The 24,179-nt window shown below is 73.2% G+C and carries 10 protein-coding genes; all 10 read right to left on the bottom strand.

The features are described 5' to 3' along the window. Positions 1–8: 8 nt before the first annotated feature. Complete coding sequence (locus KDY119_RS03645) at positions 9–737, bottom strand: hypothetical protein (RefSeq protein ID WP_036953416.1); 729 nt, start codon at positions 735–737, stop codon at positions 9–11. Between the two features lies 1 nt (position 738). Continuing rightward, positions 739–2,553: a serine/threonine-protein kinase gene (locus tag KDY119_RS03640; RefSeq protein WP_153021952.1), complete on the bottom strand. Its 1,815-nt coding sequence runs from the start codon at positions 2,551–2,553 to the stop codon at positions 739–741. Beyond that, a complete protein-coding gene (locus tag KDY119_RS03635; protein ID WP_153021951.1) occupies positions 2,550–4,286 on the bottom strand; it encodes an FHA domain-containing protein in 1,737 nt (578 codons plus the stop codon). Before KDY119_RS03635 ends, KDY119_RS03640 begins: the two co-directional genes overlap by 4 nt. Next, entirely contained in the window at positions 4,283–5,185 is a 903-nt protein-coding gene (locus KDY119_RS03630) for a PP2C family protein-serine/threonine phosphatase (protein ID WP_227994510.1), read from the bottom strand. Before KDY119_RS03630 ends, KDY119_RS03635 begins: the two co-directional genes overlap by 4 nt. Then, complete coding sequence (locus tag KDY119_RS03625; RefSeq protein WP_153021949.1) at positions 5,182–6,798, bottom strand: RDD family protein; 1,617 nt, start codon at positions 6,796–6,798, stop codon at positions 5,182–5,184. Before KDY119_RS03625 ends, KDY119_RS03630 begins: the two co-directional genes overlap by 4 nt. Continuing rightward, positions 6,795–9,266 carry a transglutaminase-like domain-containing protein gene (locus KDY119_RS03620; RefSeq protein ID WP_153021948.1) on the bottom strand — a complete coding sequence of 824 codons (2,472 nt, stop codon included), beginning with the start codon at positions 9,264–9,266 and terminating at the stop codon, positions 6,795–6,797. Before KDY119_RS03620 ends, KDY119_RS03625 begins: the two co-directional genes overlap by 4 nt. Further along, positions 9,263–10,531 carry a DUF58 domain-containing protein gene (locus KDY119_RS03615; RefSeq protein WP_227994509.1) on the bottom strand — a complete coding sequence of 423 codons (1,269 nt, stop codon included), beginning with the start codon at positions 10,529–10,531 and terminating at the stop codon, positions 9,263–9,265. The genes KDY119_RS03620 and KDY119_RS03615 overlap by 4 nt, the downstream gene beginning before the upstream one ends. 64 nt (positions 10,532–10,595) lie before the next feature. After that, positions 10,596–11,567: an AAA family ATPase gene (locus KDY119_RS03610; RefSeq protein WP_036953424.1), complete on the bottom strand. Its 972-nt coding sequence runs from the start codon at positions 11,565–11,567 to the stop codon at positions 10,596–10,598. Positions 11,568–11,640: 73 nt separating this feature from the next. Beyond that, a complete protein-coding gene (locus KDY119_RS03605) occupies positions 11,641–17,691 on the bottom strand; it encodes an Ig-like domain-containing protein (RefSeq protein WP_227994508.1) in 6,051 nt (2,016 codons plus the stop codon). Between the two features lie 187 nt (positions 17,692–17,878). Next, the gene (locus tag KDY119_RS03600) at positions 17,879–23,974 is read right to left on the bottom strand and encodes an Ig-like domain-containing protein (RefSeq protein WP_153021946.1); all 6,096 of its coding nucleotides are present in this window, start codon (positions 23,972–23,974) and stop codon (positions 17,879–17,881) included. Positions 23,975–24,179 lie beyond the last annotated feature (205 nt).

Below are 24,179 nucleotides of genomic sequence, written 5' to 3'. Positions count from 1 at the left end.
TGTCGGCGTCACGGCACGGTGGCGGCAGCCTCGTCGTCGGGCACGTCGAGCAGCGGGAGGTCGTCGACGGTCACGAGCCGGCTCGCGACCGCGTACTCGACGAGCCGGGCGCGTCGGTTCTTGGCGTGCGACGCCGGCCCGCCGCGCAGGCCCTTGACCCCGATCCGGTCGAGCTTGTCGCAGACGTTGTCGAGCTTGCGGTTGAACCGCGTCGTGGTCCAGCCGAGGCGGCGCGCCGCGTCGACCGACGATGGCAGCTCCGACAGACCGGTGCCGCTCTGGCGCAGCATCGGTTCTGCCAGGGCCACGATGAGCTGGCGCTGGCTCGTCGTGAACGGCACGACGCCGATCGTGACGGTGCCGTCGCCGTCCCCCACGCCGCGGAGGTCGTCCGCGAGGACCTCGTCGTACGGGGCGTCGGCGAGCTCCGCGGTCAGCTCGTACGTCGTCGGGCCGGCCGTGAACACGACCGTCGTGTGCGGGAAGACGATGGGCAGCCGGGTGCCGGGCGAGACCCACGACTGGACGCCGCCCGTCGCGTCGCACACCGTCGCCGAGAGCAGCGTCCCCACGTTCGCGAGCCACCAGATGCCGTGCTCGAACGTGATCCGCAGGAACCTGCGGTGCAGGTACGGGTTGTCGTCGACCTCGAGGTCGCCGTCACGCCCGATCTCGAACGGCACGGCGGGGTCGACGTCGAAGCGCTCCCCGCAGAACTCGACCCGCAGCCCCGACATGTCAGTCCCCCTTCAGGCAGGCGGCCGCAGGACCGTCGGCCGACTGCTTGCCGTCGCGTACAGCGAGCACCTCGATGCAGACGTCGCCGCCGGTCCCGACCGGTGCCACGGCCTTGCGCCGGCTCGTCGGCTGCTGCTTTCCCTTGTGGATGGCCTCGACGACGCGCCACATGAACGTGTCGCCGTCCTTGCCCTGGTAGTCCCAGGTGAACGTCGCGGTCTTCCCGCCCTTGTCGGCCTTGCCCTTGAGGTTCGTGACAGTCGGGACCAGGTCGCTCAGGTTGTCGTTGGCGGGCCCGTCGTCCTCCGTCCCGGCAGGGTGCTCGCGCGTCGACGTGGTCTCCTGCGCGTCCGCCTTCTGTGCGTGCCCGCGCGTGAGGGCGTACGCCGTGGCGCCGCCCCCGGCGAGCGCCACGAGAGCGACGACGGCCGCGACCGTCTGCCAGACGGGGCGCTTGCGAGGGGCCTCCTCGACCGCGTCCTCCGCCTCCGTGGGCGCGTCGCGCAGGAGCGTGTCCTCGACGGGCTCGAGGGGCGACGCCTGGGGCGTGGGCATGCCCGGCACGTCCCCCGCCCACCGGGGGGCCACCGGGGCGGGGGTCGCGGTGGCGGACGGCGCGGACGGTGCCGAGACGCCACCGGTCCAGCCCGGGTCGACGACGGCGACCGGCTGAGAGCTCGCCGCCGCGGGGCGCACGGGCTCGGGTGCCGGCACGAAGACCGGGGGAACACCCGGGTCGCGGCGCACGGGCGTGACCGGAGACTGCTGGGCAGCGGCTGCAGCCGGCCACGCCGACCCCGTGCCGAGCCGCTCGACGGGACCCGCAGCGTCGCGCGGCTTGCCCGGAGCGCCCGGGCCCGCCGGGTCGATCGAGACGACGCCGCGCAGGCGCGTCCCCGGCTCGTCGTCGTCGGGCTCGTCGTCGTCCGCCACGACCACGCCGGAGTCGTCCAACAGGTCGATGGGGGTCACGCCGTGCGCGAGCTCGATCTGGACCTGCTGCAGGGCCCGGGCGAAGTCCAGGACCGACGGGTAGCGGGCCGCCGGGTCCTTCGCCATCGACGTCGCGAGCACCAGCTCGAGGGACGCCGGCACGTCCGAGCGGCCCGTGTGCGCGAGCGGCTGCGCGCAGATGCGCTGCACCAGGTCCGCGCTGCCGTTCGACGCCCCCGGGACCTCGAACGGTGACCGTCCGGCGAGGAACGAGTAGAGCGTCGCACCCAGCGCCCACACGTCCGTCCCGACGCCCGCGACCGGCGGGTCGGCGAACGACTCCGGCGGTGACCAGGGGATGGACAGGCCCTCGGCGCGCGCGACGTCGTCGAGCGTGGAGGAGATGCCGAAGTCCGTGAGGACCGGGTGGCCGTAGTCCGTGCCGAGGATGTTCGCGGGCTTGATGTCGCGGTGCAGGATGCCGGCGCGGTGCGCCGTCTCCACGGCGCCGGCGATCTGCACGACGACGCGCAGGCACTCCGCGACGCCCAGCCGCTCCGTCCGGTACCGCGTGCCCAGGCTGGGGCGCGAGCAGTACTCCATCGCGAGGTACGGACGCCCGTCGGACGCGATGTCGGCCTCGTAGATCGTCACGATCGACGGGTGCGTCGACAGGCGGGCCATCAGGTCCGCCTCGGCGTCGAACGCGGCGCGCTGCTGCGCGTTCGCCCACTCGTGGAGCAGGACCTTGATCGCGACGCGGCGGCGCGGTCGCTTCTGCTCGTACAGGAAGACGTCCGAGAACCCGCCCGAGCCGATCAGCGAGACGTGCTCGAAGCCCGGGATCGCGGGGGGCGCGGTCGGGTTGCGGCGGGGGCTCACGGGACGTCCTCGAACGCCAGGGCCACGCCGTCACCGAGGTCGACGACGTCGCCCGACACGACGAGCAGCGGGTCGCCCGGGTGCATGCGCAGCGGGGACTGGCCGGGTCGCAGGAGCGTCGTGCCGTTCGTCGTGTTGAGGTCCACCGCGAGCACGTTCCAGCCCTCGAGCCGGACCTCCACGTGCGACCGCGAGATGTCCTGCTGCGGGCTCGGCACCGTCACGATCCGGTGCAGCGCGCCCTCGCCGCCCTGGTTGGCGTTCTTCGGAGAGCGCGGACGCCGGCCGACGACGAGCGGTCGGTCGAGCGGGAACACCTGGGGCTCGCCGCCCTCGCCGATCGTCACGCACACGCGGCCCAGCGCCGGCCGCGCGACGGCCTGCGTCTCGCCGGACAGCGCGAGCCCGCACACCGCGCACCGCTCGCGCGACGGCGGGTTGGCGTGCCCGGACACGCACAGCCGGGCCACGAGCTGGGGCCCGACGACGGGCTGCTCGCCCGGCGCGGCGGCCGGGCCGGACGGCGCGGGAGGGGCCGGCGGCGCGGAGAACGCCGGGAGCTCGCCGGACGCCGCGAGCTGGGCGGCCGCCGCCGCGGCCACCGCGCGCAGGTCCGACACCGACGACCCCATCACGGTGTGACCGTCGTGGTCGAACCCGTCGGGCCCGTCCGGGTCGGCGGGCGCGTCCGCCGAAGGAAGGTCCTGCGGGACCCCCGACACCAGCCCGCCGCCGGCCGACGGCGCCGCGCCCGGCGCCCCCTCACCGGACTCCTCCGACTCGTCGACGCGCACCGCGGCCTCCTCGACCGACCGGTGGATCGTCGTCTCCCACAGGGACTGGTAGTCGTCGCCACCGTCCACGGCGTCCTCGACCGGCGGCTCGGCGGCTTCCGCGGCGGGCCCGACGGCGTCCGGGGCCGACGTGCCCGGCGCGTCGGCGCCCGGGGCGATGGTCTCCATCGGCGCGAGCGTGAGCTCCGACGGCACCGCGACCGTGGCGACGGCCTCGCCCACCGCGGGGGCGGGCGTCGTCGGGACGAACGCGGGGAGTCCCGGGACCGCGGTCACGAGGCCCGGGACGGCCTGCGGGACGTCGCCCGGCCCCGCCTCGTCGTCGGCTTGCGGCGCCGCGTCCTCGTCCGGCGCGGGCTTCGCGAGATCGACGGTCGGCGGCGCGTCGTCGGCAGGCGCGTCCGCCGTGCTCGGCTCGGCCGCCACCTCCGGACCGGCATCGGCGTCCTGCGCCCACGACGGTGACCCCCAGACGACCGCCTTGGCGCGCACCACGCCGCCCACCAGCGGCAGGGTCGTCGGCCCGGCCTCGGCGTCGCCCGCAGCCCCCGACGACGCCCCCAGCCGGACCTGCACCCCGTCGACGCCGTCGACGGCCCGTTCGGTCCAGGTCGACACGTCGCGACCGTGCAGCTCGGCCCGGCCGTCGCGGCCGTCGACGTGCACCTCGACGTCGCCCCGGACGAGGACGTGCGCCCGGCCGCCCGACGTCAGCACGACGATCGCGAACGGCGGCAGCGCGGCGAGCCCCGCGTCGAACGTCCCCGACAGGACCTGCAGCGCGTCCATCACGCCCGCCGCGCCGTCGAGGGCGTCCCACACGGCCGCCGCACGCTCCGCGGGCGCGTACGGCAGGGCCACGAGCACGTCGCCCCGCAGCACCACGTTCCCGGCGCCCGGCACGTAGCGCGCCGTGCGTCCCGCAGTCGTCCCGCTCATGCGTCTCCTCCGGTCGTCGCGACCGCCGCAGCCGCGGGTTCCTGCGCCGTCCGGACGGGCGCCGGGTCGTCGACCCCGCCGTCCTGACGCGGTCGAGTGTCCTCGTCGGGCGGGGGCGGCGGGGCGGCGAGCACGCTGCGCGGCGCCGTGCTCTCCGCGTCCGGACCCGCGTCGACGGCGTCGACGACGAGCACGGTGATGTTGTCGCGGCCGCCCGCGGCGAGCGCCGCCTGCACGAGCGCGTCGGCCGCGGCCTGCGGCTCGGCGTGCGTGACGAGCAGGTCGGCGATGCGGTCGTCGTCGAGCTCGGTCGTCAGACCGTCCGAGCACACGAGGAGCCGGTCCCCGGTGCTGAGCGGCAGGTACCAGTAGTCCGCGTCGGGCCGCGCCGCCGCGCCCAGGGCGCGCGTCACCACGTGCCGGCGCGGGTGGTGGGCCGCCTGCGCGGGCGTCAGCGCGCCCGCGTCCACGAGCTCCTGCACCTCGGAGTGGTCGACGCTGATCTGCTCGAGCCGACCGTCCACGAGGTGGTAGGTCCGCGAGTCCCCGACGTTCGCCACGAGCCAGTAGGGCAGGCCGTCCTGCTCCGACACGACGACGCCCGTGAGGGTCGTCCCCGCCCCCCGGCCCTCGGGGGCCGCGATGCCCGACACGTCGTCGTGCGCGACGTGCAGGCGCTCCTTGACGTCGTCCGCGGTGACGACGTTGAGCCACGACAGCGGCCGCAGGGCGTCGATCGCCATCGCGCTCGCCACCTCGCCGGCCTCGTGCCCGCCCATGCCGTCCGCCACGAAGAACGCCGACGGCGACGCCAGGTACGAGTCCTCGTTGAGCTTGCGCCGCGCGCCGCGGTGGGACGACGCGCCCCACCGGACCGACACGGGCGCGTCCTCGCTCACCACGAGCCCCCACCCGAAGGGGGGCGGCGGGCGCTGATCACCGTCGACTCGTCGAAGCCGTCGTCACCGCCGGACACGGCGACGACCGCGTCGCCCACCCGCAGGACGGAACCGGCGGGCACGCGCACGCGCTCGCCGGGGTTCGCCCGGACCGGCGCGGCGCCCGGCGCCTCGACCGTCGTGCCGTTCGTCGAGCCGCGGTCCGCGAGCCACAAGCCTGCCTCGTCGACACCGAGCTCGGCGTGCGTCTTGGAGACGGAACGGTCGGGCACGGCGACGAGCAGCGGCGCGGGGCCCGCCGTCGTCGGCGGCAGCGCCGGGTCGCGGCCCAGGAGCGCGGCACCGGCGACGACGACCGTCGACCCGTCGGGGAGCGTGAGCGTGGCCGCGACGGGTCCGGCGCCCTGCGGTGCCACGACGGGCTGGGCCTGCGGCGCCGGGCTCGGCTGGACCGGGGCCTGCTGAACCTGAGGCTGCTGGGCCGGAGGCTGCTGGGCCTGAGGCTGCGGCGTCGGGGGCTGCGCGGCGGGGGCACCGGGCACACCCGTGACGAGACCGTTCGGTGACGCTGCCGGCGTGGCGCTCGCCGGGGCGGTCGGGGCAGCCGACGGCGCCGCAGGCGGCGCCCAGCCCGCCGCAGCGGACGGTGCGACGGGAGCGGACGGTGCGACGGGAGCAGGCGGCGTCGGGGCGGGCGGCGCAGCGGGCTGGCCGCCGAACGGTGCGCTGCCGTAGGGGGCACCGCCGTAGGGGGCACCGCCGACGGGCACAGCCGGGACGGGCGCACCGGGGTACGCGGCGGCTGGGCCGGCCGTCGCCGTCGGGCCGGGGACCGCGGCCTGGCCGGGGAGCGGCCCGCCGGGCACGAACGACGCCTGCGGGGCCGGCGCCTTCACGGGCACGACGACGGCACGTGCGGCCTTGTCGAACCAGCCCTGGCGGCGCGGCGACTTGTCGAACAGGGGGCTCAGCAGCATGACGAAGAGGCCGACCCCGCACGCGAGGATCGAGACGCCGAAGACGAGGCCCCGGACGATGCCACGCCCGACGCCGATCGGCTTGCCGGTCACGACGTCCTGGGTGCGTAGGCCGAGCGCCAGCTTGCCGACCGTGCGGCCCGTCGCGCCCTCGATCGACGCCACAACCAGCCCTGCGACGAGCATGGTGGCGATGACGGCCAGGAAGTACGTCGAGAGGTCGCCGAACGAGACCTTGTACGTCCCGTCGCCGACCGGAGTGCCCTTGTCCTCGAGCCCCGGGAGCATGACCAGGGCTACCACCGAGGCGGGGATCCCGATCACGATCCAGTCGATCAGCCACGCGAGCACGCGCTTGCCCTCGGTCGCGCCGACCGGGCCCGCGGGGGCGGGCGGCGTCGTCGGGAACCCGGGGAGGGTCTGCGCGGCGAAGCCCGTACCCTGCGGCGCCCGCCCCGCCGGTCCCGGGTGCCCGGGGCCCGGCACGGTGCCCGGCAGCAGAACGGGCTCCGTGGTCTGGCCGGACGGCACGCCGACGCCGGCCGCCGCGCCGAGCGGCGCCGCGCACGACGGGCACAGGCTCGCCCCCGGCGGGACGGCCGCCCCGCAGCGCGGGCAGGTGGTCACGGAGCTCATCGTGCATCTCCCGAGGGTCGCGACCACCGGCGCCGAGGCCGGGGGTCGGGCGTGGGCGTGAGCGGGTCGTCCGCGACCGCCTTGGTGCTAGGGGTGGTCCGCGAGCGGCGGACCGAGCGCAGCGAGAGCCGGGCCGCCACCCGCTTGCGCCACGGGACCGCGGCACGCATCTGGGCGACCGCGGCCTCGATGCCGCCCCAGTATGCCTCGACGTCCGCGTCGCTCGGGTCGCCCGACCCGAACACGCTCGCGTCGGCGTGCCGGGCGAGCGTGAGCGTCCCGGCCGCCGGGTACGACGCCTCGAGCGCTCCCCCGGTCTCCTGCCGGGTCGCACCGTTCTCGACCGGGTGCCCGAGGTCGACGGCGGCGTCGACGATCTCGTGCCAGCCGCCCGAGATCTGGTCCGCCGGGGCGCCCGTGCGGCGACGGCGCAGCCGACGACGCGACTTGTACCCGAGGAGCAGGACGAACGGCAGGAGGACGATCGCGAGCGGTATCACGACGGCCGCGCCGACCGCGGCCGCGTGACCCCAGTCGAACGGCGTGCCGTCCTGCTTGTCGTCCTTCTTCTTGTCGTCCTTCGCCTTGGCGGTGTCCGCCTGGTCCGGCTCCGACGGCGGCTCCGGGTCCTGCAGGACGGGGGGCTTGGGCACCTGCTGGCTGCGGGGCTGCGGCTGGACCTTGTTGTTCTCGTCGGGCACGGAGTCGAAGGCGACCCAGCCCTTGCCCTGGAACGGGACCTCGACCCAGGCGTGGACGTCCTTGCCGGTCGCGGTGAACGCCGTGCCCGGCTTCCAGCCCGCCGCAGCGTCCGGGTACACGCCCATGACGACGCGCGCGGGGATCCCGAGCGACTGGGCCATGAGGGCGTAGGCCACGGCGAACTGCTCGTCGTCGCCGACCATCGTCTCGCTCGCGAGCAGCGTGTCGATGCGGTCCGCGGAGTGACCCGGGCGCGACGGCGGCTGGTCGCCGATGCCGCTCGAGTACGTGCCGCTCTTGAGGAGCGCGTCGCGCAGGCGCTGGAGCTGCGTGAGCGGGTCGGTCGCGCCGCCGACGAACTGCTCGGCCTTGGCCTGGACGGACGCCGGGACGTTGGTGGGCTTCGGGAGCTCGACGTCCGCGATCGGGACGCCCTTGAGGTCGGCCTCCTTGGGCTGCGCCTGCTCCACGGCGCGCACCGTGTAGGTGTCGCCGTCGCGTAGGAGGCCCGTGGTGATGGCGGTGCCGGTCACGGCGTCGTAGTAGGTGCCGTCCTCGAGGCCCTTCGCACGGTCGCCGCCGAACGTCACGCCGGTCAGGGACCCCAGGTCCGGGATCCACGGGCCGCTGTAGCCCTTGACCTGGACGCCCAGGGTGACGGGGGTGCCGGTGGCGTCGGTCGCGATCTTCCGACCGACGCGCACGAAGGAGCCGGAGCTCTTGTCGTCGCTCGTCGCCGAGTACACGACGCCGTCGTACGCGTCGAGCGTCGCGAGCCGCACCCGCGCACCGGCGGGCAGGCCGGAGACGGTGAGGAGCGCGTCGTCCTTCTGGTCCTTGACGTAGTGCCGGAACGACGCGAGCGGGGTCACGTACTCGTGCAGGTCGGGCGGTGGGACGACGTCCTCGCGCAGCACCACGCGGCCGTGGTCGGGCGCGACCACGGGCCCGAGGACGACGGCGGCCGCCGCGGCGACGGCGAGCACGATCGCGCCGGTGCGGGCACGGTGCATCGTGAGGCGACGCAGCGCGTCCTCGGACGTCTCGGTGGTGCTCTCGCGGTCGCGGAGGCGGCGCTCGGTGGTGCGCCAGGCCGACCACAGCAGCGCGACCACGCCGAGCACGGTGCCCTGCACCACGGGTCGGGCAGGGACGATGGTGCCGAGGAGGATCGCGCCGACCAGCCCGACCAGCACCGGGACGAGCGCCCACACGGGCCGCTTCGCGCGCCACGCGATGGTGCCCGCGACGACGCTCGTCACGAGCAGCAGCACGAACGGGACCAGGGCGAGGTCGGGGAACGACGACAGCGGGGGCGCCGTCGTGACGAAGGACTTCCACGAGAACACGGCGCCGCGGAGCAGGCCGCGGGCGGTCTCGGCGGTCGGGACGACGCCCGCGACCGTCGAGCCGCCCAGCGCGAGCGCGCCGCCCGCCACGAAGTAGACCACCACGGTCGCCGCGGCCACCGAGAGCGTGGACCAGCGCCACGCGGCACCGATCCACGCGACGAGCAGCCCGAGGACCAGGCCACCGAGGGCGGGGGCCAGGTAGCCCTGGCTGCCCCACACGGGCTCGAAGCCCACGACGACCACGCCGAGCATGACGACGAGCGCGGCCAGGTCGAGCATCCCGGCGCGCGTGCGGGCGCGCGGGGCCGAGTAGCGCGGGTCGTCGTGCGCGAAGCGCTCGCCCCGCGGGCGGCCGTCGGTGCGCGCGCGGGCGGGGGCGGCGTCGGGCGCGAAGGTCGAGGTTCGGGGGCTCATGCCGCGGTCACCCGCCGCATCGCCGACCCGAGCTCGTCGAGCGAGCCGATCGTGAGGACGACGAGCTCCGCGATGTTGCGGCGGGCCGCCGACTCCCCGGGCACGCAGCGCACCGCGATGACCCGCACGTCCTGCGGGAGACGCGCGGAGGCGGCCCGCAGGTCCGCGGGCGACACCCGGCTGCCGACGAGGACGGCGACGACCGACGCGTCGGCGACCGACTGCGCCGCGCCGCGCGCGAGCTGGGCGATCCCCTCGGCGAGGGACCGCGTCTGGACGCCCGCGAGGTCGTCCAGCAGGCGCGTGCGGGAGTCCCCGCGGAGCTGGGCGTCGTTGCTCATGACCGTGAGCCCACGGTCCTCACGGATCGCCTGCAGGCCGAGCGAGCCGCAGACGCTCACCGCGAGCTCGAACTCGTCGGCGTGCGCGTAGTCCTCGGTGCGCGTCGACAGGATGACCGCCAGGTGCGAGCGCCGCGTCTCCTCGAACTGCCGGACCATGAGCTGGCCCGTGCGAGCCGTCGTCTTCCAGTGCACGTGCCGCCGGTCGTCGCCCGCGACGTAGTCGCGCAGCGCGTGGAACGACACGTCGGAGTTCGACAGGTCCTGGGTGCTGCGGCCCTCGAGGTCGCGCAGGAAGCCCGACGACGAACCCGTGAGGCTCGTGGTCCGCGGGTGCACGTACAGCTGCTCCGCGTCCGTCCAGTCGACCTGGCGGCGCAGGAGCCCCAGCGGGTCGGCCCGGACCGAGCGCACCGGCCCGACGGGGATGACGGCGCGGCGCCGCGTCGGCACCGCGAACACGTCCTCGTGGACCGCACCGGCGCGCAGCCGCGGGACGGGGAAGCTCGCGAGCCCCACCCCGACCGGCAGCTCCATCACGGCGGGCAGCAGCGGGCGCGACGTCGGGTTGCTCACCTGGATCCGCCCGACGGCGCGCTCTCCCACGACGACCCGGTGGCCCGCGAGGTCGAGGTCGACCGCGTACTGGAACCGGCCCAGCACGAACACGACCGCCGCGAGCAGCACGACGGTGCCCACCAGCGCGAGCACGACGAGCTCGGCCCAGTGGTACCGCAGCCCCGCCCACCACGCCAGCAGCGTCCCGACGGCGACCGTCCAGCCCAGCGGGCTCACGACGTCCGTGACCGGGCGCGTCCACCGCGCGACGGTGCGCGCCGCCGGCGTGGCCGCCTCCACGGCGGGCGCCAGCGCGTCACGCACCGGCGCGAGCGCGCGCGCCAGCCGTCTCGACCTCGTTCTCATCCCTGCCATCCCAGCCAATCCCAGCGAGCTCGTGCGTGTCCTGCGGCGGTCTTCGACCGACCGGTCAGACCGTCTGACGTTCCTGCGGTGCGGGCACGTCCGCGAGGACGCGGGCGAGGACGCCCTCGGTCGTGGTGCCCGTGAACTCGGCCTCCGGGTCGAGCACGATGCGGTGCGCCCACACGGGCAGCGCGAGCTGCTTGACGTCGTCGGGCAGGACGTAGTTGCGGCCCTGGCTCGCCGCCCACACCTTGATGCAGCGCGTCATCGCGAGCGCGCCGCGGATGCTCACGCCCAGGCGCGCCTCGGGCACGTTGCGGGTGGCCTCCGCCAGCCCGGCGACGTAGTCGAGGACCGCCGGGTCGACGTGCACCGTCGCCGCGAGGTCGGCCATCTCGGCGACCGCCTGCGTGGTCACGATCGGCGCCAGCGCCGCCGACCGGTCCTTCTGCGCCGAGCCCGCGAGGATCTCGACGGCGGCCGCACGGTCCGGGTAGCCGAGCGACGTCTTCATGAGGAACCGGTCGAGCTGAGCCTCGGGAAGGCGGTACGTGCCGGCCTGCTCGATCGGGTTCTGCGTCGCGATCACCATGAACGGGCGGCCCGCGGTGTGCGGGACGCCGTCGACCGTGACCTGGCCCTCCTCCATGACCTCGAGCAGCGAGGACTGGGTCTTCGGCGAGGCGCGGTTGATCTCGTCCGCGAGGACGATCGACGCGAACACGGGCCCCGGGTGGAAGTCGAACGCACCCGTCTTCTGGTCGTAGATCGTCACGCCCGTGACGTCCGACGGCAGGAGGTCCGGCGTGAACTGGATACGGCTGTGGCTGCCCTGGACGGACGCCGCGATCGCACGCGCCAGCATCGTCTTGCCGGTGCCGGGCGCGTCCTCGAGGAGCACGTGGCCCTCCGCGAGCATGCACGTGAGCACCAGGCGCACGGTCGTCGGCTTGCCGAGGACGGCCTGGCCCACGTTGCCGGCGAGGCGGTCGAAGGTCTGCGCGAACCACGCGGACTGCTCGGGTGTCATGGTCATGATTCAAATCCTCGTGATCGTCTGTCTGGGCTTTGCGTCGGTGGGTCCACAACTCTTGGCCGGTGTGTGCGGCTCACCACCACGTCTTCTCGTAGTCGTGACCGTTGATCCGGACCCACACGTTATGACCTGAGTACTGCGACGAGCCCATCCCGATGTAGCACCCCACCTGGAAGGACCCGTTCGCGGGCACGTCTTCCGTGGTCCCGCCGAACTTGTGCGCGCCTTTGAGATCCGTCCAGCACTCGACCATCCGCGATCCCGTATCTGCAAAGTCGCTCGTCGTGACCTTGAAGTAGTAGCAGGTCCCGTCGTTGCAGTTGCCGTTGCTCACGTAGGAACCCTTGCTCACGACGGCACGGGGGTTTGGCTTGGCAGGGCTCGTGCTCGACCCAGCGGATCCCGGACTGGAGGTGCCCGCGGCGTTCTTCGCCGTCGCGCTACCCGTCCTGGTGTCCGAGTAGCCCGCCCCGCCGATCGTGAACTCCTTCGACGCCGTGGCACCGGAGGCGACCGTGAAGGATCCCGGGCTCCCGTTCGTGGTGATGGTGACCTCGCGCCCGCTGTTGTTGGTGTAGCTCGCCGTAAAGTGCGCGGTGTAATCGCCTCCCGAGCCTGACCAGCTGTCGAACTTCACCGACGGCGCACCCGGGGGACCGTACGGGACCACGGCGTTCGACTCTGCCGACGCCGCACCGGGTTCGCTGGTCCCCTCGACGCTCGCCACCGCTCGCACCTGGAACCGATAGGTGGATCCGTTGTCGAGGCCCGTGACGGTCTTCGAGGACGACAGGGCGAACCAGCCGTTGCCCGTCGAGTACTCGTAGCTGATCTCGCCCGAGCCCACGCCTGTTCCCGACAGGTTCGGCGCGGTGAACGAGAGATCGGCTGCCCCGCTCTGGCCCTCGACCTTCGCGCTGACGGCCGTGGGTGCCGGGGGCGACGCGAACGCGCGGACGGCGTTGGACTGCGGACTCCAGTCGGCGTCGCCGAACTTCGCCGTCGCCTTGTTCTTCGCCCGCACACGGAACGTGTAGTCCGTCGTGTTCGCCTCCACGTCGACGGTCGTGCTCGTCGCCGACGCGTCGGCCGTCACGGACTTGACCGACGAGCCGCCTCGCAGCACCTCGATGTCGTAGCCGGTGATGTCGCCACCGTTGTCGTTCGGGGCGTTCCAGTCGACCTTCATCTGCGACGTCGTGCCCAGCGAGGTGCGCGTCACGGTGGGCGTGCCGGGGGATGCAGGCTTGCCCGCCGGCGTCTCCTCCGCGGACCACGCGCCCCAGTCCGACGGCTCCGGAGCCTTGTTGACGGCCTGGACCTGCACCTTGTACGCGACGCCGTTCTCGAGGCCCTTCCAGACGGCGGTCGTCCCGGTCACGCCCTGAAGCACGGTGCGACCGTCGGGCGCGGCCGGCGAGATCTGCAGGTTCACCGACTCGATGGCCGACCGGTCCGTGTACGTCTTGTTCGACCACGTGACCGTGAGCTGGCCGTCGCCGAACTCGAGGCTCGGTGCGTCGGGGGCGTCCGGGCGCTCGTCCGGGCGCGCGACGTCCGACTCGGGCGACGGCTCGGACGCCCCCGCGGCGTTGTTCGCCACGACCGTGAACGTGTACTCCTGGTCGTTGGTCAGCCCCGTGATGGTGCACGTCGTGGTGACGCACGTCTGCGGCGCCCCCGACGACGGCGTCACCGTGTACGACGTGATGTCGGCGCCGTTGTTGTTCGGCGGGGTCCACGACAGCGTGACCTGGTGCGACTCGATCGTCCCGACCTCCGGCTTGGCCGGCGTGTCCGGGTGGCCCTGGACCGTGATCAGCACCTGGCCGTCGACCTGGCGCTCCGGGTCCTTGGTGGCGTCCTGGATGGTGTAGCTCAACGCGATCTGGCCGTGGAAGTCCGCGTCCGGCGTGACGGCGACCTCGTCCCCGCGGACGACGGGCTGGGTGGCGTCACCGGACTCGAGGGTCACCCCGGTGATCGTCAGGGGCTTCCCCTCGTCGGCGAACGGGTTCGTGTCGTTCGCCAGCACCGGGATCCTGAGCTCCTTCCCCGCGAGCGCCTTGTCGACGTCGTCCTCGTTCGCGACGGGCAGGTGTCGGGTCGAGGCGACGACGGTCACGTGGACGGTCCCTGTGACCGCCGGGTTCTTACCGTCGGACACGGACACCTGGACCGTGCCGTCGGTGCCCTTGGCGACCTCGGCGTCGGCGGTCACGCTCAGCGTGCCCCCGCTCACCTCGGCGTGGAGCCCGGAGGATGCCTTGCCGACCTTGAAGCTCAGCGGGTCGTCGTCGGGGTCGGTCGCGGCGCTCGACAGGTCCACGGTGCCGGGCTGGGTGTCGCCGGCCCCGACGGACACCGTCGGGTTGCCCGTGAACGTCGGGGGCTGGTTCTTCGGCGCGGTGACCGTGATGGGGACGCTCAGCGTCGCGGTGTGACCGTGGGGGTCGCCGGCGCTCTTGCCGTCGGTGACCTCGAAGCTCAGGGTCGCCTGTCCGGCGAACTTGTCGTCGGAGGTGAAGGTGACCGTGTGGACGTCGTTCACGACGCGCGTGCCGTCGACGACCTTGACCTTCGCGTCCGTCGTCAGCCGCGGGGTCTTGCCGTCGGCGACGCGCACGAGGTCACGGATGTCGATCTTGAGCGGCTTGCCGCTCTCGACCTTGAGCTCGGGCGCGTCCGTGCGGAGCGTCGGCGCGGTGGTCTGGAGCGCGGGGATCCAGACGAAGGCCGAGTCCGTCAGCCCGTCGGGATCGGTCACGGTGTAGCGGAAGACCTGGTCGGTCTCCGTCAGCGGCACCGACAGCACGCCGTCCTTGCCCACGACGACGCCCTTCTGCGACGTCGTCACCGTGAGGGCGCTCGCGGCGCCGTCGGGGTCGGAGTCGTTCGCGAGGACGGGCACGGAGACCGCCCGCTTCCCGACGACGTCGGCGCCGGAGACCACGTCGTCCTTGGCGATCGGTGGCTTGAGCGGCGCCTTCGCGTCGACGGTGACCACGATCGCGCCCGACGCACGTGCCCCGTGCGTGTCCTGGATCGTGTAGAAGATCGTCGTCGTGCCCGCCCTGCCGGGCGCCGTGAAGGCGACGAGGTTCCCGTCGGCCTTGACCTTGAGGCCACCCTGGGCCTTGAGCCCCGACGAGACGAGGGCGATCCGGTCGCCGTCGGGGTCGGAGTCGTTCACGAGCGGTGCGACCGAGACCGCGCGGCCGGGCCGGACGGTCACCGCGTCGTCGACGGCCACCGGCGGCTGGTTGGTCGACGGGGTCGAGGCGATGCCCACCCGGACCGTGCCGGTCGCCTGCTGACCGCGACGGTCCTCGACGGTGTACTGGAACGTGTCCGTCCCGGTCGCCGTCTTGGCCGCGGAGTAGACGATCGTGCCGGCGGTGACCTTGGCCGTGCCCTTCGAGGCCGGCGTGCCGATGCCGGTCAGGCGCACCGAGTCACCGTCGGGGTCCGTCCCGTCGAGCGGCGGGGTGATGGTCACCGACCCGCCGGAGAGGGTGCGGGCCTCGATGGTGGGCGGCTTGGGCGGGGAGTTGTCCGAGCCCCCGATGACGTGCACCGTGACCTGGGCGGAGTCCTCCTGCCCGTTCTTGTCGCGCACCCGGTAGATCAGGTAGGCCGTGCCTGGCTTCGACCCGGCCTGGAACCGGACGACCCGGTCCGAGACGAACGCCGACCCGAGGTCGGCCGCGGGCTCGCGCGCGAGCTTGGGCTGCAGGTAGAGCTGGAGCCCGTCCGGGTGCGTGTCGTTGGCGAGGACCGGGATCGTCACCACGTCCCCCACGTGCACGGTCGCCTCGTCGGCCGCGGCGTTCGGCGGGTGCAGCTTGTTGGGCGGCGGCACGGCCACGACCCTCACCTGCCCGACGGCGGAGTCCGTGCCGTTCGACACCGTGTAGTGGAGGGTGACCGGCTTGTCCAGGTTCCGGATCTCCGTGACCCGCAGCACCGAGTGCCCGAGTACCGCCACGGTGACGCCTGCGCCGTCGGGTACGTCGACCGACTGGACCACGAGCACACCGCCCGACGGGTCGGAGTCGTTGGCCAGCACGTCGACCAGGGTCTGGCCGCCCGACGGGACCAGGGCCGTGTCGGGGACCGCGACCGGCGGACCCGAGGCCCTGTCCGGGTCCACGACGTCCACGCGCACGACCCCCGTCGTCGCCGACGGACCGTCGCTGACCTGGTACGTGAAGACGTACGAGCCTGCCCGGTCGGCGGCGAACTGGAACGTGCCCGCGTCGTAGTTGGGCGTGATCTTGGCACCGGAGGGCTGGTCGACCTTGGCCAGGCGGAGCGTGTCGCCGTTCGGGTCGGTGTCGTTGCGCAGCGGGTAGACGGTCACCGGCTGGCCGGCGCGGGTCTCGGCGTGGTCGCCGACTGCGACGGGCGACTCGTTGTCGGCGCCCTTGACGTCGACCCAGAGAGTGCCCTGGGCCGTGCCGCCGAGCCCGTCCGAGACCGTGAGCGTGACGGCCTTGCGCCCGGTCGACGCCCCCGCGTCGCGGTACTCCACGGTCCCGTCCGACTCGAACCGGACCTCGTCGCCCTTGGTCTTCGCGGTCGCGTCGGCCAGCAGCAGGTCGTCGCCGTCCGGGTCGCGGAAGTACGGCAGGACCTTGATCTTGCCCGTCTTGCCGCGGGCCAGGGTGAGCACGGGCTCGCCGGTCTGCTCGGGCTTGCTGTTCTGGCTGTAGGGGACGACCTTCAGCCGCACGGACGCCGTGTCCTTGCCGCCGCGCCCGTCGGTGACCCGGTAGCGGAACGTCGACGAGCCGGCCGCGTCCTGGTCGGTGGTGGCCAGCAGGGCGTCGCCCCCCATCACCTGGGCGACGCGTGCGTTCGTCGGCCCGTCCCCGTCGACCGCGGCGGCCATGACGTCGCCGTCCGGGTCGACGTCGTTCGACAGGACCGGGAGGATCGTGGACCGCCCGGGACGGACCCCGTACGAGTCGTCCTTGGCGACGGGCGGCCGGTTCTTCTCGGACCGGTTCTTGATGGGCTTGTCGACCTGCTCCGGCTTGTCGTTCTTGGCGTCGGTCTCGGAGCCCTTCTTGTTCTCCGGGATCTTCTGCTCCCAGTCGTCGACCTTCTGGAACCGGTCGGCCGCCAGCCACACCGTGCCGGACGCCAGGTCGTTGAGGACGACGTTCGACCGGTTCACCCGGTATCGCAGCGTCGCGGACGAGTCGAGGCCGGCCAAGCGCTGGTCGAGGTCCCGCGCCGTCCCGTCGCAGTCTCGGACCACCTGGCCCGTCCCTGACCACGCGCCGTACGTGCAGCCCGCGACCTGCACCGGCGCCGCCGGGCGGCCCGACGCCGACCGGGTGGTCGCCCTCGAGCCGTCGAGCGGTTGGGAGACCAGACCGGACGTGGTCGCGTAGGCGACGGTGCTCGACGCCGACGACGGCTCCTGCAGCAGCGCTCCGGTGCCCGACACGTCGACGGTCTTGCCGGGCAGATAGAGCCTGGCCGAGGTCTGGTCGAGGACGACGGCGCGGTCGCCGACGGCCGTGATGGCGAGCACGTCGTGGGCCCCGACGCCCTTGAGGTCCGAGCGGGTGGTCCGGGCCGCTGTGCCCTTGTCCGTCGTCGTGATCGTGGTGAGGTCGCCGGACCGGTCGGCCACGTGCACGGTCCCGTCCGTGCCGACGGCGAGCACGGCACCCTTGCCGACCTTCGCCACAGGCTTGGTGACCTTCGTGTCGAACGACGCCACGCCGGCCGCCGGCACGACGTACACGAGTCCGCTGTCCGAGGCCAGGATCGCCGTCGACGCTCCTCCGAGACCCACCTGCGCGTCCGTCGGGAGCTTCGCGGTGCCCCGGAGCTTCGAGTCGGCGACGTCGACCGGGCTGAGCGTGCCCAGGCTCGGGTCGTACGCCAGGACCGTCTCGGCCTGCTGGAGCACGTCCGCCGACGTGCTCGAGGAGACGAGCGTGCTGTCGAGGGCCTGCGCCGCGGTGTTGAACCGGCCCAGCTCCGCCCCCGTCCCTCGCGTCACCCACACACCGGAGTCGTTGAGCTCGACCTTCGCGGTCGGCTCGCCGTGGTAGGTGAGCGCGAGCGCGACCATCGCCGTCGACACCACCGACACGGTGGTCACGGACGCGACGGACCGGCGCCTGGCACCCAGGCTCTGGAGAATCCCCACTGCTCACCCTGCTCGTCGTCGGTCGCGCGTCGCTTCTGTCTCGTGCCTCACACCGTTCGCACCGGACCCGATGGTACCGAGCGCGCCCAGGGCCGCTGAAATGCCCGGATCGCGGTAGTCACCCCACCGTGCGGCTGCGCTACCAGGTCAGCTTGTTCGTCGTCCCGAGCGGCGAGGCCTGGATGTACACGCTCTCGCCGGAGTAGCCGAACACGCACATCTGGTCACCCTCGTAGTTGCCGCTGCCGTTGGTCTTGAGCGTCTTGTCGTCGAAGTCGTGCGTGTACCCGCCCATCCCGATCTTCGAGCCGCCCCCGTAGCACGTCACCGTGAACGACTTGTTCGCCGCGGCTCCCGTGATCTTGAGGTGCAGGAGAGCGCACGCGTCGGCCTGGCACGTCCCGGGCATCCCCGTGTTGTCCGGGAGCTTGTGCTTCGGACCCTTGGAGACCTTGAGGACAGGCTCGGGCTTCTTGTCCGTCGTCTTGGACTTGCAGACCTTCGACGACGTCGTGTGCCCGTCCGTCGACGTCGCGCAGATCTGCCGGGTCTTCGAGTAGCCGAGACCCGTGAACTTGTACGTCTTCGTCCCGGACCCGCTGGCCTGGGACACCGAGAACGACGTCGACTTGTCGCCCGTCACCTTGACCGTGGTCTTGAGCCCGTTGGTCGTGCCCTTGACCGTGAACGTCAGCGTCTCGTTCCCCGCGCTGCCCGACTTGCTCACCGACACGCTGGGCGTCGGGACGCGCCCGTACGGGGTGGCCGTCGTCGACGCGGCGCCCCCGGCATCTGCCTCGTCGAGCCCGTCGACGTTCGGCACCGCCCGGACCTTGTACGTGTACTTCGTCCCGTTGGAGCCGCACGTGACCGTCGCGCTGGTCGCACCGTTCGAGATGTTCGTCCAGCCACCCCCGCAGGCGGAGTACTGGTACATGATCTCGTTCGCCCGCAGGCCGGCACCGCTGGCGCGGCTCCACGTGAGCTTGACCTGCTTGTTGACGCCGGTCGGGCTGGCCTTGAGGCTCCCGACCTCCCCCGGCTTCGCGAAGGCCCGCACCTCGTCCGACGACGGGCTCCACGGCGCCGCGCCGAACTTGTCCGTCGCCTTGTTCCTGGCCCGGACCTTGAACGTGTAGTCGCTCGTGTTCGCGGCGACGTCGACCGTGGCCGCGGTGGCCGACCCGCCGGCCTTGACGGTCTTCACGGTCTTCCCGCCGCGGAGCACCTGGACGTCGTAGCCGGTGATGTCGCCGCCGTTGTCGTTCGGCGGCGTCCAGGTCACGCGCATCTGCGACGTCGTGCCGATCGACGTGCGGGTCACGTCGGGCTTCGCGGGTGCGGACGGTTTGCCGGCCGGCACCTCGGGCGCCGACGCCGCCGACCAGTCGGACGGCGCGTCGGCCCTGTTCACGGCCTGCACCTGCACGGTGTACGCGGTCCCGTTGTCGAGGCCCTTCCAGACGACGGTCGTGCCCGTCACGCCCTGCTTCTGCGTGGTCCCGTCCGGCGCGGCCGGGGAGATCTGCAGGTTCACCGACTCGATGGCCGACCGGTCCGTGTACGCCTTGTTCTTCCACGTGACCGTGAGCTCGCCGTCACCGAACTCGAGCGTCGGGGCCGCGGGCTGGTCGGGGCGCTCGTCCGGGCGCGCCTGGTCGGACTCGGGCGACGGCTCCGACGGGCCCACCTCGTTGTTCGCCACGACCGTGAACGTGTACTCCGTGTCGTTCGTGAGGCCCTTGATCGTGCAGGTCGTGGTCGCGCACTGCTGCGGCGCCCCGGACGACGGCGTGACGGTGTACGACGTGATGTCGGCGCCGTTGTTGTTGGGCGGGGTCCACGACAGCGTGACCTGGTGGCTCTCGATCGTCCCGATCTCCGGCTTCGCGGGGGCGTCCGGGTGGCCCTGCACCGTGATCAGCACCTGGCCGTCGACCTGCCGGTCGGGATCCTTCGTCGCGTCGCCCACCGTGTACCGCAGGACGATCTGGCCGTGGAAGTCCTTGTCGGGCGTGACGACGACCCGGTCGCCCCTGATCACGGGACGGCTCGCGTCGCCCGAGTCCAGAGCCACCGCCGTGAGCGTGAGCGCCTTGCCCTCGTCGGCGAACGGGTTGACGTCGTTCGCGAGGACCGGGATCGACAGCTCCTTGCCCGCGGCCGCCCGGTCGATCACGTCCTCGGTCGCGACCGGCTTGTGCCGGGTCGACGCGCCGACCGTGACGTGCACGTCCGCGGTCACCGGCTTGTGCCCGTCCACGCCGTCCGTCACGCTGACCCGCGCCGTCAGACGGCCCTTGGGGGTCTCGGGTGCCGCGACGACGTGCGTCGCGCCGCTCTCCGCCACCGTCACCTTGAGCCCGGCGGGCACGGAGACCGCGGCGAACGACAGCGGGTCGTCGTCCGCGTCCGTCACGAAGCTCGTGAGGTCGAGGTCCGCGCCGTCGGCGTCACCGGCGCCGACCCGGACGGCCGGCGAGCCCGTGAACCTCGGCGCGGTGTTCGCGGGTGCCTTGACGGTGATCGGGACCGTCAGGGTGGCGACGTTGCCGTCCGGGTCGCCCGGGCCGTCGCCGTCCGTGACCTCGAACGTGACGGACGCCCTGCCGGTGAAGCCGTCGTCCGAGACGAAGCGGATCGTGTGCGTGTCGACGACGTCGCGCGAACCGTTGACGGCCTTCACCGCGTTGTCCTCGGTCAGGCGCGCGGTTCGCCCGTCGGCGACCTGGACCTGCTGGCGGATGTCGATCGTGAGCGGCTTGCCGGTCTCCACGGTGAGCGGCTTCGCGTCCGGTCGGAGTGTCGGCTCGTCGACCTGGAGCGCAGGCACCCACACGAAGGCCTGGTCGGTCAGGCCGTCGGGGTCGGTCACGGTGTAGGCGAAGACCTGCGCCTCACGGGTGAGCGGCACGGACAGCGTCCCGTCCTTGCGGACCGTCACCCCACGCTGCGCGGTGGTGACGGTGAGGGCGCTCGCCGCGCCGTCGGGGTCGGAGTCGTTCGCGAGCACCGGCACCGCGACGGAGCGCTGCCCGACGACGTCCGCACCGGAGACGACGTCGTCCTTCGCGACGGGCGGCTTCAGCGGGGCCTTGGCGCTCACCGTCACGACGACCGCGCCCGTCGCGCGAGCGCCGCGGGCGTCCTCGACGGTGTAGAAGATCGTCGTCGTGCCCTGCTTCTGCGGTGCGGTGAACCCGACCAGGTTCCCGTCGGTCGTGGCCTTGAGACCGTCCTGGGTCTGCAGCGAGGACACGAGCGAGATCCGGTCGCCGTCGGGGTCGGAGTCGTTCGTCAGGGGCGCGACGGAGACGGCACGGCCGGGGCGGACCGTGACGGTGTCGTCGACCGCGACAGGTGGCTGGTTCGTCGTGGCCGGCGGTGCGATGCCCACCCGCACCGTGCCGCTCGCCGACTGTCCCCGACGGTCCTCGACCGTGTACTCGAAGACGTCCGTTCCCGTGGCGTGGGCGGCCGCGGTGTAGACGATCGTCCCGGCGGTGACCTTGGCGGTGCCCTGGGAGGCGGGCGAGCCGATGCCCGTCAGCCGCACGGAGTCGCCGTCCGGGTCGACGCCGTCGAGCTTGGGCGTGATCGTCACCGAGCCGCCCGAGACGGTACGGGCGACGACCGTCGGCGCCTTGGGCGGCGAGTTCTCCGCGTCACCGTCGACGTGGATCGTGACCTGGGCGGAGTCCTCCTGACCGTTCTTGTCCCGGACCCGGTAGATGAGGTAGGCGGTTCCGGCCTTCCCCGTGGACTGGAAGCGGACCTGGCCTCCGGAGACGAACGCCCGGCCGAGGGAGGGGTCCGGGAGGTCGGCGAGCTCGGACTGCAGTGTCAGGGCGAGACCGTCCGGGTGCGTGTCGTTCGCGAGCACCGGGATCGTCACGACGTCGTGCGTGTGGACGGTCGCGACGTCGGCGACCGCGTGCGGCGGGTGCAGCTTGTTCGGCGCGGGCACCGACACGACCCGGACCTGGCCGGTCGCGCTGTCGGTGCCGTTGGAGATCGTGTAGGTGAGCGTGACCGGCTCGGTCAGGTGCCGCGACTCGGTCACCCGGAGCACCGAGTGGCCGAGGACCGCGACCGTGATCCCGGCGTCGTCCGGAACCTCGACCGACTGCACGACGAGCACCCCACCGGCCGGGTCGGAGTCGTTGCCGAGGACGTCCACGAGCGTCTGGCCGCCGGACGGCAGGAGCGCCGTGTCCGGGACGGCGACCGGTGGACCCGAGCTCGCGTCGGGGTCGACCACGTCGACCCGGTACACCCCGGTCGTGGCCGTGGGACCGTCGCTGACCTGGTAGGTGCCGACGTACGAGCCGGGCCGGTCGGCGACGACCTCGACGGTTCCCGCCTCGAGGTTCTTCGTGACCTTCGCGCCGTCGATCGGCGGCGCGCTCGCGAGCCGGAGCTCGTCGCCGTTCGGGTCCGAGTCGTTGCGCAGCAGCGAGAGCGTCACGGGCTGGCCCGGCTGCGTCGTCGCGTGGTCGCCCACCGCGATCGGCGGCTGGTTCCCCGCTCCCTTGACGTCCACCCACAGCGTGCCCTGGACGGTCCCGCCGAGGCCGTCGCCGACGGTGAGGGTCACGGCCTTGCGGCCGGTGGTGGCGCCCGCGTCGCGGTACTCGACCGTGCCGTCGGGCTGGAACCTCACCTCGTCGCCCTTGGTCTTCGCGGCCGCGTCGGCAAGGTACACGTCGTCGCCGTCGGGATCGAGGAAGTACGGGAGCACCTTGATCGACCCGGTGCCGCCGCGCACGAGCGTGAGAACCGGCTCCCCGGTCTGCTTCGGGTCGCGGTCCGGGGCGCTGTAGGGCACGACCGTCAGATGGACGGACGCCGTCGCCGAGCCGCCGGGGCGGCCGTCGGTCACCCGGTACCGGAACGTCGAGCTGCCGCTCGCGTCGTCCTCGGTGGTGGCGAGGAGCGCGTCACCGCCCATGACCTGCGAGACGGCCGCGTTGCTCGGACCGTCGCCGTCGACGTCGGCCGCCATGACGTCGCCGTCGGGGTCGTAGTCGTTCGCGAGCACCGGGAGCACCGTGGCGCGCCCGGGGCGCACCCCGAACGTGTCGTCCTTCGGCCTCGGCGGTCGGTTCTCGTCCGACCGGTTCTTGATCGGCTGGTCGACCTGCTCGGGCGTGTCGCTCTCCGCGTCGGACTCCTCGCCCTTCGCGTTCTCCGGCAGCTTCTGCTCCCAGTCGTCGACCTTCTGGAACTCGTCGGCGGCGAGCCAGACCGTGCCCGACGCGAGGTCGTTGAGGACGACGTTCGAACGGTTGACCCGGTACCGGAGCGTCGCCGCGGAGTCCAGGCCGGCGAGGTGCTGGTCGAGGTCGCGCGTCTTCCCGTCGCAGTCGCGCAGGACCTGGCCGGACCCCGACCACGCCCCGTAGGTGCAGCCTCCGACCTGGACCGGGGCCGCGGGGCGCCCCTCGGCGGCATGCCTCGTGGCCTTCGACCCGGAGAGAGGCTGCGTGACCAGGCCGGACGTCGTCGCGTACGCGACCGTGGCCGCCGCCGCAGAGACCTGCTGCAGGACCGGGTCCGTGCCGTCCACCTTCGCCGTCCCGCCAGGCAGGTGCAGCGTCGAGGTCGTCGCGTCGAGCACGACCGCGTCGCGCCCGACCGCGGTGATGCCGAGCGCGTCGCCCGCCGACACGCCCTTGAGCTTTGCGCGGGTGGTGCGGTCGGCCGTGCCCTCGTCCGTGGTCGTGACCGTCGTGAGCGTCCCCGTCGGGTCCGCGACGTGCACCGTGCCGTCCTGTCCGACGGCGAGCACCGCCCCCTTCTTCACGGTCGTCACCGGCTCGGTCACGTCCTGGTCGAACGAGGTGACGCCGACGGCCGGCACGACCCAGAGCCGGCCCTTGTCGGGGTCGAGGATCGCGGTGGCCGCACCGCCCAGACCGACCTGGGCGTCCGCCGGGAGCTTCGCGGTGCCCCGCAGCTTCGAGTCCGCCACGTCCACGGGGCTCAGCGTCCCCAGGCCCGGGTCGAATGCCAGGACCGTCTCGGCCTCCTGGAGGACGTCGGCGGCCGTGCCGGACGAGACCAGGGTGGTGTCGAGCGCCTGGGCGGCAGTGTTGAACCGGCCCAGCTCGGCGCCGGTCCCGCGCGTGACCCACACGCCCGAGTCGTTGAGCTCCACCTTCGCGGTCGGCTCACCGTGATAGGTGAGTGCGAGCGCGACCATCGCCGTCGACACCACGGAGACCGTGCTCACAGAGGCAACGGTCTTGCGTCTGGCGTTCAGCGATTGAAGGAGCCCCACTGCGTCGTCCTACGTCTCGGCGTCTTGTCGGTCGCGTGCGTCGTTTCGGTGGGCGGCGCACGTCACACGGGCGGACCGCCGCGCCACCCTAACGGACCGTAGAGGACGGGACGAAATGCCTGCGATGGGGAGACCTCCCCATCGACAGGGCGCGCTC

This window comes from Luteimicrobium xylanilyticum, assembly GCF_009429125.1.
Classification (GTDB): Bacteria; Actinomycetota; Actinomycetes; order Actinomycetales; family Cellulomonadaceae; genus Luteimicrobium; species Luteimicrobium xylanilyticum.
The sequence above is the reverse complement of the archived record's forward strand: the minus strand, read 5'-3'. Positions and strand labels throughout refer to the sequence as shown.